Source organism: Microbacterium sp. cf332 (genome assembly GCF_900102175.1).
GTDB lineage: Bacteria > Actinomycetota > Actinomycetes > Actinomycetales > Microbacteriaceae > Microbacterium.
The window spans coordinates 762,388-776,336 of sequence record NZ_FNKN01000001.1 but is presented as its reverse complement, the minus strand read 5'-3'; the positions used below and the strand labels follow the sequence as shown (position 1 = coordinate 776,336).

The 13,949-nt window shown below is 69.5% G+C and carries 13 protein-coding genes; 7 read left to right on the top strand and 6 right to left on the bottom strand.

Annotated features, from left to right (window positions below; all coding sequences use genetic code 11):
• The 7 genes from whiA to BLT21_RS03665 all read left to right on the top strand — a co-directional run bounded on the left by whiA (position 1) and on the right by BLT21_RS03665 (position 5,606).
• Complete coding sequence (gene whiA, locus BLT21_RS03695) at positions 1-978, top strand: DNA-binding protein WhiA (protein WP_091499459.1); 978 nt, start codon at positions 1-3, stop codon at positions 976-978.
• 147 nt (positions 979-1,125) lie between these two features.
• A complete protein-coding gene (locus BLT21_RS03690) occupies positions 1,126-1,746 on the top strand; it encodes a superoxide dismutase (protein WP_091499456.1) in 621 nt (206 codons plus the stop codon).
• Positions 1,747-1,883: 137 nt separating this feature from the next.
• Positions 1,884-2,888, top strand: a complete 1,005-nt coding sequence (gene gap / locus BLT21_RS03685) for a type I glyceraldehyde-3-phosphate dehydrogenase (protein ID WP_091499453.1) — start codon at positions 1,884-1,886, stop codon at positions 2,886-2,888.
• A gap of 5 nt (positions 2,889-2,893) precedes the next feature.
• Positions 2,894-4,108, top strand: a complete 1,215-nt coding sequence (gene pgk, locus BLT21_RS03680; protein ID WP_091499450.1) for a phosphoglycerate kinase — start codon at positions 2,894-2,896, stop codon at positions 4,106-4,108.
• Positions 4,099-4,887 carry a triose-phosphate isomerase gene (gene tpiA / locus BLT21_RS03675; protein ID WP_091499447.1) on the top strand — a complete coding sequence of 263 codons (789 nt, stop codon included), beginning with the start codon at positions 4,099-4,101 and terminating at the stop codon, positions 4,885-4,887. Before pgk ends, tpiA begins: the two co-directional genes overlap by 10 nt.
• Before the next feature lie 114 nt (positions 4,888-5,001).
• Positions 5,002-5,250 (top strand): preprotein translocase subunit SecG, encoded by a 249-nt coding sequence (gene secG / locus BLT21_RS03670; RefSeq protein WP_091500670.1) that lies wholly within the window; start codon positions 5,002-5,004, stop codon positions 5,248-5,250.
• Positions 5,250-5,606, top strand: a complete 357-nt coding sequence (locus BLT21_RS03665; RefSeq protein WP_091499445.1) for an RNA polymerase-binding protein RbpA — start codon at positions 5,250-5,252, stop codon at positions 5,604-5,606. The genes secG and BLT21_RS03665 overlap by 1 nt, the downstream gene beginning before the upstream one ends.
• A gap of 75 nt (positions 5,607-5,681) precedes the next feature.
• Here BLT21_RS03665 and pgl read toward each other — a convergent pair whose 3' ends face one another.
• From pgl to tkt, 6 genes are read right to left on the bottom strand one after another with little or no spacing between them, the layout of a single operon-like run.
• Positions 5,682-6,455, bottom strand: a complete 774-nt coding sequence (gene pgl / locus BLT21_RS03660) for a 6-phosphogluconolactonase (RefSeq protein ID WP_091499442.1) — start codon at positions 6,453-6,455, stop codon at positions 5,682-5,684.
• A gap of 1 nt (position 6,456) precedes the next feature.
• The gene (locus BLT21_RS03655; protein WP_091499440.1) at positions 6,457-7,398 is read right to left on the bottom strand and encodes a glucose-6-phosphate dehydrogenase assembly protein OpcA; all 942 of its coding nucleotides are present in this window, start codon (positions 7,396-7,398) and stop codon (positions 6,457-6,459) included.
• Complete coding sequence (gene zwf, locus BLT21_RS03650; RefSeq protein ID WP_091499437.1) at positions 7,395-8,942, bottom strand: glucose-6-phosphate dehydrogenase; 1,548 nt, start codon at positions 8,940-8,942, stop codon at positions 7,395-7,397. The genes BLT21_RS03655 and zwf overlap by 4 nt, the downstream gene beginning before the upstream one ends.
• A gap of 11 nt (positions 8,943-8,953) precedes the next feature.
• Entirely contained in the window at positions 8,954-10,570 is a 1,617-nt protein-coding gene (locus tag BLT21_RS03645; protein ID WP_091499434.1) for a glucose-6-phosphate isomerase, read from the bottom strand.
• Entirely contained in the window at positions 10,567-11,673 is a 1,107-nt protein-coding gene (gene tal / locus BLT21_RS03640; protein WP_091499431.1) for a transaldolase, read from the bottom strand. The genes BLT21_RS03645 and tal overlap by 4 nt, the downstream gene beginning before the upstream one ends.
• Positions 11,670-13,778 carry a transketolase gene (gene tkt / locus BLT21_RS03635; RefSeq protein WP_091499428.1) on the bottom strand — a complete coding sequence of 703 codons (2,109 nt, stop codon included), beginning with the start codon at positions 13,776-13,778 and terminating at the stop codon, positions 11,670-11,672. Before tkt ends, tal begins: the two co-directional genes overlap by 4 nt.
• Between the last annotated feature and the right edge of the window lie 171 nt (positions 13,779-13,949).

Here is a 13,949-nt window from a genome sequence, read left to right as displayed (position 1 = left end):
GTGCCGCTGACCGCTGACGTCAAGACCGAGTTGGCTGCAATGCGCGACCCCCGCCCCGCTGCCCGCGTCGCCGAAGTGACCGCGATCCTGCGGTTCGCCGGCGGTCTGCACTCGATCGCTGGCCGCGTCGCCGTCGAGGCGGAGGTCGACTCCGAGATCCTCGCTCGCCGCGTCGCGCGCGAGCTCGTCGAGATCTACGGTGTCCGGCCGGAGCTCGCCCGCATCCAGGCCTCCGGAGGCCGTGACGGCGCCACGTTCGCCGTCCGCGTCCGCGAAGGCGGCGAGACCCTCGCCCGCCAGACGGGGCTGCTCGACCAGCGCCGTCGGCCGGTTCGCGGGCTGCCCAACCGCCTGACGACCGGCTCCCGTCCCGACCTGGCCGCTCTCTGGCGTGGCGCGTTCCTGGCCGCCGGCTCGCTCTCCGACCCCGGCCGCTCCGCAGCCCTCGAGATCTCCTGCCCGTCGCCCGAAGCGGCGATGGCGCTCGTCGGCGCCGCGCACCGCCTCGGCATCGCGGCGAAGGCCCGCGAGGTCCGGGGCATCCCGCGCGTCGTCGTGCGCGACGGCGAGGCCATCCGTCAGACCCTCGCCGAGATGGGGGCGACCCGCACGGCCGACACGTGGGACCAGATGCGCCAGCGGCGCGAGGTCCGCGCCGGCGTCAACCGCCTGGTCAACTTCGACGACGCGAACCTCCGCCGCTCGGCGCAGGCCGCCGTCGCCGCCTGCGCCCGCGTCGAGCGAGCCCTCGAGATCCTCGGAGACGAGGTGCCGGGACACCTCAAGCAGGCCGGCGACCTGCGTCTGGCGCACCGCGACGCGAGTCTCGACGAGCTCGGCCACCACGCCGACCCGCCCCTGACGAAGGACGCCGTCGCCGGCCGCATCCGTCGTCTCCTCGCGATGGCCGACAAGAAGGCCGCTGCCGAAGGGCTGCCCGACACCGAGTCCGCGGTCCCCGCCGGCCTGGCCGACTGAGGCACTGTTACACCGCGTTCCGAACGGGAAGCAACGGGGTGTGCGCGGCGTTGCCTCTCAATAGGATGAGATCGTCCACGAGGCGCGCGGTCGCGCGCCGTCGACAGCACGAGCCGCGCACCGCGCGGTGCTGACAGGAGATAGAGAATGCCGAAGTACACCCTTCCCGAGCTTCCTTACGACTATGCGGCCCTCGAGCCGCACATCAGCGGCAAGATCATGGAGCTGCACCACTCCAAGCATCACCAGGCCTACGTCACCGGAGCCAACACCGCCCTCGAGCAGCTGGCCGAGGCGCGCGAGACCGGCAACCTGGCGAACGTGAACAAGCTGGAGAAGGACCTCGCGTTCAACCTCGGCGGCCACGTCAACCACTCGATCTTCTGGACGAACCTCTCGCCCGAGGGCGGTGGCGAGCCCGAGGGCGAGCTCCGCTCGGCGATCGACGAGTTCTTCGGCGGTTTCGACAAGTTCCAGGCGCACTTCACGGCGGCCGCGACCGGCATCCAGGGCTCGGGCTGGGCCGTCCTCAGCTGGGACCCGATCGGTGCGCAGCTCATCATCCAGCAGCTGTTCGACCAGCAGTCGAACACCGCTCAGGGCACCGTCCCCATCTTCCAGCTCGACATGTGGGAGCACGCCTTCTACCTCGACTACCTGAACGTCAAGGCCGACTACGTCAAGGCGGCCTGGAACATCGCCAACTGGCAGAACGTCGCCGAGCGCTTTGTGACGGCGCGCGAGAAGACGGCCGGCCTGCTCGCGTAGTAGGGTCATAAACAGGTGAGGATGCCGGGCTCCTCCCGGCAACGGGAGCCGAACCCGGCATCCTCTTCTTTTTCACCAGATCGCGTCTCGGTCAGCCATCACGGGGTTTTCCGGCGCGACGAGAAACGGGAGACATCGTGTCTGTCAAGATCGGCATCAACGGCTTCGGCCGCATCGGACGCAACTACCTCCGCGCCGCCCTCGCTCAGGGCGCGGACCTCGAGATCGTGGCGGTGAACGACCTCACCGACAACAAGACCCTCGCCCACCTGCTCAAGTACGACTCGATCCTGGGTCGCCTGGACGCCGAGGTCACGTACTCGGAGGACTCGATCACGGTCGGCGGCAAGACCATCAAGGTCTTCGAAGAGCGCGACCCCGCCAACCTGCCCTGGGGCGAGCTGGGCGTCGACATCGTCATCGAGTCGACCGGCCGCTTCACCAAGGCCGCCGACGCCGGCAAGCACATCGCCGGCGGTGCGAAGAAGGTCCTCATCTCGGCACCCGCCTCGGGCGAGGACGGCACCTTCGTCATCGGCGCCAACGAGGACCAGTACGACCCCGAGAACCACAACATCATCTCGAACGCGTCGTGCACCACGAACTGCCTTGCGCCCCTGGCCAAGGTCCTGAACGACGAGTTCGGCATCGTCAAGGGCCTCATGACCACGGTCCACGCGTACACGGCGGACCAGAACCTCCAGGACGGCCCGCACAGCGATCTCCGTCGCGCCCGTGCCGCCGCCCTCAACATCGTCCCCACGTCGACCGGTGCCGCCAAGGCCATCGGCCTGGTGCTCCCCGAGCTGAAGGGCAAGCTCGACGGCTTCGCCCTCCGTGTGCCCGTTCCCACCGGTTCGGCCACCGACCTCACGGTCGAGCTCGAGCGCGAGGTCACCGTCGACGAGATCAAGGCGGCGTACAAGGCTGCTGCCGAGGGTCCGCTCAAGGGCATCCTGAAGTACACCGAGGACGAGATCGTCTCGAGCGACATCGTCACCGACGACCACTCCTGCATCTTCGACGCCGGCCTGACCCGCGTGATCGGCAACCAGGTCAAGGTCGTCGGCTGGTACGACAACGAGTGGGGTTACTCCAACCGCCTCGTCGACCTCACCGAGCTCGTCGCCAGCAAGCTCTGACGTCCATGGCTCTGCGAACCCTCGATTCGCTGGGCCCGCTCGCAGGCAAGCGCGTCATCGTCCGTGTTGACTTCAACGTCCCCCTGAAGGACGGAGTCATCACGGACGATGGCCGTGTGCGTGCGGCGCTGCCCACCATCGACCATCTCATCGGGCAGGGCGCGCGCGTCATCGCGTGCTCGCACCTGGGCCGCCCCGACGGTTCCCCCGATCCGAAGTACTCGCTCGAGCCCGTCGCGCAGCGGCTCTCCGAGCTGCTCGGCAAGCCCGTCGCCTTCGCCGGCGACACCGTCGGCGAGTCGGCTCAGCAGGTCGTCTCGTCGCTCGGCGACGGCGACGTCGCGGTGATCGAGAACCTCCGCTTCAACGCCGGCGAGACCGCGAAGGACGAGGCTGAGCGCCGTGCCTTCGCGGAGCAGCTCGCCGCCCTGGGCGACGTGCTCGTCTCGGACGGCTTCGGCGTCGTGCACCGGAAGCAGGCGTCGGTCTACGACCTCGCCGAGCTGCTGCCCTCCGCCGCCGGCTTCCTCATCGAGAAGGAGGTCGACGTGCTCGATCGCCTGACCGAGAACCCGGAGCGACCCTACGCGGTCGTGCTCGGCGGATCGAAGGTGAGCGACAAGCTCGGTGTGATCGAGCATCTGCTGCCCCGTGCCGACAAAATCCTCGTCGGCGGCGGCATGCTGTTCACCTTCCTCGCCGCCCTCGGGCACAAGGTGGGCAAGAGCCTGCTCGAGAGCGATCAGCTCGAGACGGTGAAGGGCTACATCGCCACGGCGAAGGAGCGCGGCGTCGAGCTCGTGCTCCCCGTCGACGCGGTGATGGCCTCCGGGTTCGCCGCGGACGCCGACCATGTGGTGGCCGCAGCCGACGCGCTGGAGGACACCGCCTTCGGTGCCGACGGCATGGGGCTCGACATCGGGCCGCAGACGGCGGAGCTCTTCGCGGACGCCATCCGCAGCTCCCGCACGGTGTTCTGGAACGGCCCGATGGGCGTGTTCGAGATGCCGGCGTTCGCCGCGGGAACGCGCACCGTCGCTCAGGCCCTCACCGAGGTCGACGGCCTGTCGGTCGTCGGCGGCGGTGACTCGGCCGCGGCAGTGCGTCAGCTCGGTTTCGCCGACGACGCGTTCGGACACATCTCGACCGGCGGCGGGGCGTCGCTGGAGTTCCTGGAGGGCAAGAAGCTGCCCGGTCTGGAGGTACTCGGATGGGCGTGAATCGTCTGCCCCTCATCGCGGGCAACTGGAAGATGAACCTCGACCACCTGCAGGCGGTCGCCTTCGTCCAGAAGCTGCACTGGACGCTGAAGGACGCGAAGCACGAGGACGACTCGGTCGAGGTGGCGGTCTTCCCGCCCTTCACCGACCTCCGCACCGTGCAGACGCTGCTCGACGCCGACAAGATCGCCTTCGCCCTCGGGGCGCAGGACCTGTCGACGAAGGACTCCGGCGCCTACACGGGCGAGATCTCGGGTGCCTTCCTGAAGCAGCTCGACTGCCGCTACGTGATCATCGGGCACTCCGAGCGTCGCGAGTACCACGCGGAGACCGACGACGTCGTCGCGGCCAAGGTGCAGGCGGCCCTCCGTCACGGACTCGCCCCCGTCATCTGCGTCGGCGAGACCGCGGAGGACCTCGAGAAGCACGGGGCGTCGGCGGTTCCGGTCGCGCAGCTCGAGGCCGCCCTGGCGGGCGTGCCTTCGGATGCCGACATCGTCGTGGCCTACGAGCCGGTCTGGGCCATCGGCTCCGGCCAGGCGGCGACGCCGCAGCAGGCGCAGGACGTATGTGCCAAGCTGCGCGAGGTCGTCGGCTCGGCGCTCGGCGCCGACGCGGCTGCGCGTACCCGTGTCCTCTACGGCGGCTCCGTGAAGTCCTCGAACATCGCGGGCTTCATGCGCGAGCCCGACGTCGACGGGGCCCTCGTCGGCGGGGCGAGCCTCGTGGCGGACGAGTTCGCCGCGATCATCCGCTACCAGAAGCACGTCGGCGTGTGACGTCTTCCGGCCCGGTGATCTCATGGTCGCCGGGCCGGAAGCGTACCCGCGCGGGTGCTGGATATACTTGATCCTCGTGCGATCGGAACGATCGCCGGAAAGGTGACGACCACCGTGCAGATCCTCGAGTTCGTGCTGCAGGTGCTTCTGGGCATCACCAGCCTGCTCCTGACGTTGCTGATCCTGCTCCACAAGGGGCGCGGCGGCGGCCTGTCCGACATGTTCGGCGGCGGCATGAGCTCCGCGATGGGCTCATCCGGCCTCGCAGAGCGCAACCTCAATCGTTTCACCATCGTGCTCGCGCTCGCATGGTTCCTGTCGATCGTCGCCCTCGGGCTCATCACGAAGTTCACGGTGATCTGATGGCGACCGGAGGAAACGCGATCCGCGGCACCCGTGTGGGCGCCGGCCCGATGGGGGAGCAGGATCACGGTCACCACGCCGACCGTGTCGCCGTCTCGTATTGGGACGCGCTCGGCAACGAGACCGTCCGCTACTTCGCCGCCGGCGTCGCCGAGGAGGAGATCCCCGAGACCATCGACTCTCCGCACTCCGGACTGCCCGCCGGTCGCGACAAGGCGAACCCGCCCGCCGTGTCCAAGACCGAGCCGTACAAGACGCACCTGGCCTACGTGAAAGAACGTCGCACCGACGAGGAAGCGGAGCAGCTTCTCGACGAGGCCCTGCAGCAGCTCCGCGAGCGTCGCGGCCTGAACTGACGCGATACATCGCCAGACACGAAGAGAGCGGATGCCGTGGCATCCGCTCTCTTCGTTCCTATCAGCGTCCGCGCGTCAGTACTGGTCGTCGATCAGCTCCGGCGGCACCTGTGCTGCGGTCGCCTCGTCGGTGAACAGGATCGTTCGACGGGTCCCCTTCGCTCCGGCGGCGGGCACGCTGTGGTAGCTCGCCCCGGCGAGCGCGAGGCCCAGCGCGGCGGACTTGTCGGGACCGGCGAGCACCATCCAGACCCGCTTCGAGGCGTTGATCACCGGCCGCGTGAGCGTCACGCGGTCCGCGGGTGGCTTCGGCGAGTCGTGCACGGCCGAGACCGCGCTGTCGGTGATGCGGATCTCGCCGCGGTCGGGGAACAACGAGGCGATGTGCCCGTCGGGTCCGACTCCCAGGAAGCAGATGTCGAATACCGGCCACGCTGCGCCATCGACACCCACCGCGGCGAGATCCGACGCGTAGGCGCTGGCGGCCGCTTCGGCGTCGGCGGCTTCATCGGATGCGGCGATCGGATGGATGTTCTCAGCGGGCACGTCGATCGTGTCGAGGAAGGCACGACGGGCGACGGCCTCGTTGCGCTCGTCGCTGTCGCGCGGCACGAATCGTTCGTCGACCCACCAGAAGTGCACGCGCGACCAGTCGACGTCGTCGCGTCCCGGGTGGGCGCCGACGCGGTCGAGCACGTCGCCGATGATGACGCCGCCGGCGAGGCCGACGTGGACCGTTCGACCGTCGGCGCCCCACTTGGCCACCCGGTCGAGGAAGCGCGCCGCGACCGACCCCGTCAGGCTGTCGGCATCCGGGCTGATCACGACGCGCTTCTCAGCGGTGGGCATGTCAGGCGTCCCCGGCGGGGGAGCGGTGCAGGTGCGCCCACCCATCGGTGATGACGCGCCCGTAGAGCACGTCGGGCCCGAGGCGACGGAGTTCCTCCGCCAAGCACTCGCGGAGCGTGCGTCGGGGCAGCACCAGGTCGTGCGAGGGCTGTCCCGGCTGCGTCAGCGTCGCATCGACGGACGTCGTGCGCTCGAGGAAGACGTCGCCGCTCGGCCGCTTGAGTCGGACGCTGCGGATACCGTGCTCCCACTCGTCCTTCGGCGCATACCGCCAGTCCACCGGCACGTCCAGCATCAGGCAGAGCCAGGCTGCGAGCAGGCCGGTCGACGGCGAGCTGCCGCTGCCGACGACCTCGACCTCGGTGACCGGGTCGTAGGGCGGCTGGTCGAGCACGGCGGCCAGCTGTTCGCGCCAGTGCGTCAGGCGGGTCCATGCGAGGTCGGTATCGCCGGGCGCGTACCCGGAGCCGAGAGCGGCCAGGCGACCGCTGTCGTAGGGCAGCGTCGACGCGTCCGTGATGCGGCGCTGCGCGATACGGCCGATCGGCGACTGCGACGGGTCCGTCGGGGGATGGTCGGGCCACCAGGCGACCACCGGGGCGTCGGGCAGGAGCAGACCCGTGATGAGCGCCTCGTCGTTGCTCGCGGCGCCGCCGCTGGCGCGGAGGATGACGACCTCGCTCGCACCCGCGTCGCCGCCCACGCGGATCTGCGCGTCGAGCTTGGATTCCCCCTCGGGACGCGTGAGGAGCACGATGACGCGCATGGGGTGCTCGCGGGATGCGTCGTTGGCCGCCTCGATGGCGTCCTCCTCGAGCCCGTGCGACGTCGCGATGATGAGCGTCAGCACACGGCCGAGAGCGACCGCGCCGCCCTCCTCGCGAACGTTGACGAGCTCGCGGGCGATCTTCGACACCGTGGTGTCGGGCAGATCGACGATCATGGACGCCTCCAGACGCGGCCGTCGCGGGCCAGCAGTTCATCTGCGGAAGTGGGACCCCAGGAGCCGGGGGCGTACTGCTCGAGCGGTCCGCCCTGCTTCGCCCAGTACTCCTCCACGGGATCGAGGATCCGCCACGAGAGCTCCACCTCTTCGTGTCGTGGGAACAGGGGCGGATCGCCGAGGAGGACGTCGAGGATGAGTCGTTCGTATGCCTCGGGGCTCGACTCGGTGAAAGCGTGGCCGTATCCGAAATCCATGGTGACGTCGCGCACCTCGGTCGCGGCGCCCGGGACCTTCGAGCCGAAGCGGATCGTGACGCCCTCGTCTGGCTGGACACGGATCACGAGGGCGTTCTGGCCGAGCTCGGTGGTCTGATTGCGCAGGAAGAGATGCTGCGGGGCACGCTTGAACACGACCGCGATCTCGGTGACCCGGCGGCCCAGCCGCTTGCCGGTGCGGAGGTAGAAGGGAACACCGGCCCAGCGCCGTGTCGCGATGTCGACCTTGATGGCGGCGAAGGTCTCCGTCGTCGACTCCGGGTCCATTCCGTCCTCGGCGAGGAATCCGGTGACCTCTTCACCGCCCTGCCATCCGCCGGCGTACTGCCCGCGCGCGGTGGCCGTCGAGAGGTCCTCGGGCAGCTGGACGGCTGCGAGTACCTTCTCCTTCTCGGCGCGCAGGTGGTTGGCCTCCATCGAGATCGGCTCCTCCATCGCGGTGAGCGCGAGCAGCTGGAGGAGGTGATTCTGGATGACGTCCCGCGCCGCCCCGATGCCGTCGTAGTACCCGGCACGACCGCCGACGCCGATGTCCTCGGCCATCGTGATCTGGACGTGGTCGACGTAGTTCGCGTTCCACAGGGGCTCGAACAGCTCGTTCGCGAAGCGCAGCGCGAGGATGTTCTGCACCGTCTCCTTGCCGAGGTAGTGGTCGATGCGGAAGATCGAGTCGGCGGGGAAGGCGACCTCGAGTGCCTTGTTCAGCTCGCGTGCCGTCTTGAGGTCGCTGCCGAAAGGCTTCTCGATCACGACGCGGCGCCAGGTGTCGCCATCAGCGTCCTCGTCGACCAGGCCCGAATCTTTCAGCTGCTTCGCGACGATCGGGAAGTCCTTGGGCGGGATCGACAGGTAGAACGCGTGGTTGCCCATGGTGCCACGGTCGACGTCGAGCTTCTCCACGGTCTCGCGCAGGCGCGTGAACGCATCCGCGTCGCCGAACTCGCCCGACACGAACCGGATGCCCTGCAGCAGTTGCTTCCAGGTCTCCTCGCGGAACGGTGTGCGAGCGTGCTGTTTGACGGCGGCGTGCACGACCTCTGCGAAGTCCTGGTCCTCCCAGTCGCGCCGGGCGAACCCGACGAGGGCGAACCCCGGGGGCAGCAGACCGCGGTTCGCGAGGTCGTAGACGGCGGGCATGAGCTTCTTCCGCGACAGGTCGCCGGTCACACCGAAGATCACGAGGGCGCTGGGGCCCGCGATGCGGTTGAGGCGACGGTCGTCGGGATCGCGCAGGGGGTTATGGGCGCGCGAGATCTCCACGGTCATGGGACGGCTTCCTACTGGGCTGCTTCGAAGAGGGTGAGGACCTCGGTGGCGGGGTCCGTCAGGGTGAGCGTCACGACCGGGCGACCGCGCTCGGCGAGCACCGCCGCGTCGCCGGAGGCCTGAGCCTCGATGAGACGGCCGAACGTGAAGGGGCGACCCGGGATCTCGAGATCGACGTCGGTGCGCTCGGTGATCTGGAGGAACACCCCGTTCGCGGGGCCTCCCTTGTGGTACTGGCCCGTGGAGTGCAGGAACCGCGGCCCCCAGCCGAAGGTGGTGGGGCGGCCGGAATCCGCGGCGATCAGCTCGCGCACGCCCGCGAGCTGGGGTACGGCCGTACGGTCGACATAGGCCTGGACGGCGATGTAGCCGTCGTCGGATACCGTCTGCCACAGGTGGGTGAGGACGCCCGCGAGCGTTCCATCGGCCGCGAGCTCGGGGCTCGAGACCCGCACCTCGACACCGTTCTCGACGAACGCCGGAGCGGTGGACGCAGGCTGCGCATCGAGCAGTCCCCGCGCGGCGGCCTTGGCCGCCTCGACGTCCGGCTGGTCGAACGGATCGATGCCGAGCAGGCGTCCCGCAATGGCGGTCGCGTATTCCCACACGAGGAACTGCGCACCCAGCGAACCGCTGACGAGGACCTCGCCGGGATGCTGTTCCAGGATCTGGAAGTGCACGGCGTCGCCCACGAGCCGCACGACCTGCAGATCGACGGGGGCGAGGTCGAGCTCGGGTGAGAGCGGCGTCGCGACGACGGGGAGGATCCCGGTGCCCGCCTTGCCGGTCGACTCCGCGATGAGCTGCTCGATCCAATCGGGCAGTCCCACGATGTGCGTGCCGTCGCTCACGAGCGCGAGCTTGTCGCGTCGCGGGTCGCCCGCGATCGCGGCGGCCAGCACGAGCGCCGGGTTGCGCGGATCGTCGACGGCGACCTCGAGCAGGGTCGCATCGGCCTCGTCGAGCAGCTGGCCGATGTCCGCGCCCGCCAGGCCGGCAGGAACCAGGCCGAACGCGGTGAGCGCCGAGTAGCGGCCCCCGACGTTCGGGTCGGCGGTGAAGACGCGGTGGCCCGCTTCATGGGCCTCCGACTCGAGCGGCGAGCCCGGGTCGGTGACGACGACGATGCGGTCGGCCGGGTCGATGCCGAGGTCGCCCCAGGCGGCCGCGAACGCGCGTCTCGCGGCATCGGTCTCGACGGTGGAACCCGACTTCGACGACACCACGAGCACGGTCTCCGCGAGACCGCCCGACTCGGAGTCGCCGTCGATCGCGGCCAGCACCTGGCTCGGCGCCGTCGAGTCGAGGATCGTCAGAGGCACGCCGTGCGTGCGGGCGATGACCTCGGGCGCGAGCGACGAGCCGCCCATGCCGGCGAGGACCACCCGGGTGATGCCGCGAGCAGTGAGCTCGGCGCGCAGCGCCTCGATCTGGGCCACGAGCGGACGTGAGATCGTGACGGCCTGCACCCACCCGAGGCGCCGAGCGGCCTCGGGCGCGGCGTCGGGTCCCCAGAGGTCGGCATCACCCGCGGTGATCCCGCTCGCGACCAGATCGGCCACGAGCTGCGGCACGGTCCGCTCGACGACGTCGCCGACGTGCCCCGATACGTGGATCTCGAAGCTCAACGGGCGCTCTCCAGCGCCGCCGTCACCGTTCCCTGGAGGTCGTGCCACGACGCGATGAACTTGTCGACACCCTCGTCTTCGAGCAGCTGGGTGACGTCGTCGAGATCCACGCCGATCGCAGCCAGGTCGTCGAAGACCTTGTGGGCTGCCGCGTAGGCGCCGGTGACGGTGTCTCCCGCGACGACGCCGTGGTCGAAGGTCGCCTCGAGGGTCTTCTCGGGCATCGTGTTGACGGTGCCGGGTGCGACCAGGTCGGTCACGTACAGGGTGTCGGGAAGAGCGGGGTCCTTGACGCCGGTCGATGCCCAGAGCGGACGCTGCAGGTTCGCACCCGCGGCGACGAGGTCCTGAGCGCGCTGCTCGGCGAACTTCTTCTCGAACAGCTCATAGGCGAGTCGCGCATTCGCCACGCCCGCGAGCGACTTCAGATCGTTCGCGGCGTCGGACCCGATGGCCGAGAGACGCTTGTCGACCTCGGTGTCGACACGGGAGACGAAGAACGACGCGACCGAGTGGATGCCGCCGAGGTCGATGTCGGCGTCGCGGGCCCGCTCGAGACCGGCGAGGTAGGCGTCGATGACCTCGCTGTATCGCTCGAGCGAGAAGATCAGCGTGACGTTGACGCTGATGCCGGCCGCGATGACCTCGGTGATGGCCGGGAGGCCGGCCTTCGTCGCAGGGATCTTGATGAGGACGTTCGGACGATCGACCGCCGCGGCGAGCTTCTTCGCCTCGGCGATGGTCGCGTCGGTGTCGTGGGCGAGGTCGGGGGAGACCTCGATCGACACGCGTCCGTCGACCCCGCCGGTCTGGTCGAAGATCGGGCGGAAGATGTCGGACGCGTCACGCACGTCTGTCGTCGTGAGCTCGAAGATCGTGTCATCGGTCGACGCGCCGGCCTTCGCCTGCGCCTCGATGGCCTCCTCGTATCCGACGCCCGCGCTGATGGCGGCCTGGAAGATCGAGGGATTCGTCGTGACGCCGACGACGTTGCGGGTGTCGATCAGCTCCTGCAGGTTGCCGGTCGTGATGCGCTGGCGTGACAGATCGTCGAGCCAGATGCTGACGCCGGCGTCGGAGAGGTCCTGGGTGGGGGTGCTCATGCGTTGTTCTCCTTGGCGGTGCTGGCAGACGCTTCCGCGTCGGCGACGGTGGCGCGGGCGGCCTCGACGACCGCCTCGGTGGTGATGCCGAACTTCTCGAACAGGGTCTGGTAGTCGGCCGACGCGCCGAAGTGGTCGATACCGACCGAGCGACCGAGGTCGCCGACGATCGAGCGCCACAGCGGGGTTGCGCCGGCCTCGACCGAGACGCGGGCGCGGACGGAACCCGGGAGCACCGACTCGCGGTAGGCGTCGTCCTGCTCGGCGAACCACTCGAGGGCGGGCGCCGAGACGACGCGGGCCCGGATGCCGTCGGCGGCGAGCGCCTCACGCGCCTCGACGGCGAGCTGCACCTCGGATCCGGTGGCGACGATGATGACGTCGGGCTGTCCACCCTCGGCGTCGATGAGGACGTAGGCGCCCTTCGCAACACCGTCGGTCGTCGCGTACCCGTCCTCCCCGCGAGGGAACACCGGGATGTTCTGGCGGGTGAGCGCGATGCCGGCAGGACCGGCCTGGCGGCGGAGCAGCTCGTGCCACGCGGCGGCGGTCTCGTTCGCATCGGCCGGCCGGACGACCGTGAAGTTCGGGATGAGGCGCAGCGACGAGATCTGCTCGATCGGCTGGTGCGTCGGTCCGTCCTCGCCGAGCGCGATGGAGTCGTGCGTCCACACGTAGATCGACGGGATGTTCATGAGGGCGGCCAGACGCACCGCGGGGCGCATGTAGTCGCTGAAGATCAGGAAGGTGCCGCCGAAGGCGCGGGTTTTCCCGTGCAGGACGATGCCGTTGATGATCGCACCCATGGCGTGCTCGCGGATGCCGAAGTGGAGGACGCGCCCGTAGGGGTCGCCCGACCACTCGTGCGTGGACCACTCGGTGGGGATGAAGCTCGTGCCGGACTTGATCGTGGTCAGGTTCGATTCCGCGAGGTCGGCCGATCCGCCCCACAGCTCGGGGAGCTGATCGGCGAGGGCGTTGATGACCTGGCCGCTCGCGGCACGGGTCGAGACGGCCTTGCCTGCCTCGAACGACGGGACCGACACGTCGGCCGGCAGCTCGCCGGACTCGAGACGATCGAGCAGCGCCTTGCGCTCGGGGTTGGCCTCGGCCCACGCGTCGAACGCCTTCTGCCACTCGGCGCGATCGGCCGCGGCGCGGTCCGCGAGGGCGCGGGTGTGCTCGATGACCTCGTCGGCGACCTCGAAGGTCTTCTCGGGGTCGAAGCCGAGCACCTCCTTGGTGGCGGCGAGCTCGTCGGCGCCGAGCGCGGAGCCGTGGATCTTTCCGGTGTTCTGCTTGCCCGGGGCGGGCCACCCGATGATCGTCTTGAGCACGATCAGCGAGGGCTTGCCGGTCTCGCCCTTCGCCGCCTCGATCGCCGTGTGGAGTGCGGCGACGTCCTCGACGTACTCGCCCGTGCTCTTCCAGTCGACGGTCTGCACGTGCCATCCGTACGCCTCGTAGCGCGCCGCGACGTCTTCGGTGAAGGCGACGTTCGTGTCGTCCTCGATCGAGATCTGGTTCGCGTCGTAGATGGCGATGAGGTTGCCGAGCTGCTGGTGACCGGCGAGCGAGCCGGCCTCGGCCGTGATGCCCTCCTGGATGTCGCCGTCGCTCGCGATGACGTAGACGAAGTGGTCGAACGGGGAGGTGCCGGCCGGCGCCTCGGGGTCGAAGAGACCGCGCTCGTACCGCGCCGCGTAGGCGAAGCCGACCGAGGTCGCGAGACCCTGGCCCAGCGGGCCCGTGGTGATCTCGACGCCCTTCGTGTGGCCGTACTCAGGGTGGCCGGGGGTCAGCGACCCCCACGTGCGCAGCGCTTTGAGGTCATCGAGCTCGAGACCGAAGCCGCCGAGGTAGAGCTGCACGTACTGCGTCAGCGAGGAGTGGCCCGCCGAGAGGATGAAGCGGTCGCGTCCGAGCCAGTCGGTGTCCGTCGGATCGTGGCGCAGCACCCGCTGATAGAGCAGGTACGCGGCGGGGGCGAGGCTCATCGCCGTTCCCGGGTGGCCGTTGCCCACCTTCTCCACCGCATCCGCGGCCAGGACGCGGGCGGTGTCCACCGCGCGCCGATCGATCTCGTCCCAACGAAGTTCCGACACTCGGTCGCCTTTCTCGAGAGGCAGCGCCTGCGCATGCCGCTCCGCAGATAGGAAGGGAGGGTTGTCGGCGCTGGCGCGCTTATGACCTCAGCATAGCGAGGACGCCTCGCGGCCGGGGCCGCACGCGTCACCGTGTGACGGTCGTGGTAGAGAGCCTGCGCGACGGAAGCC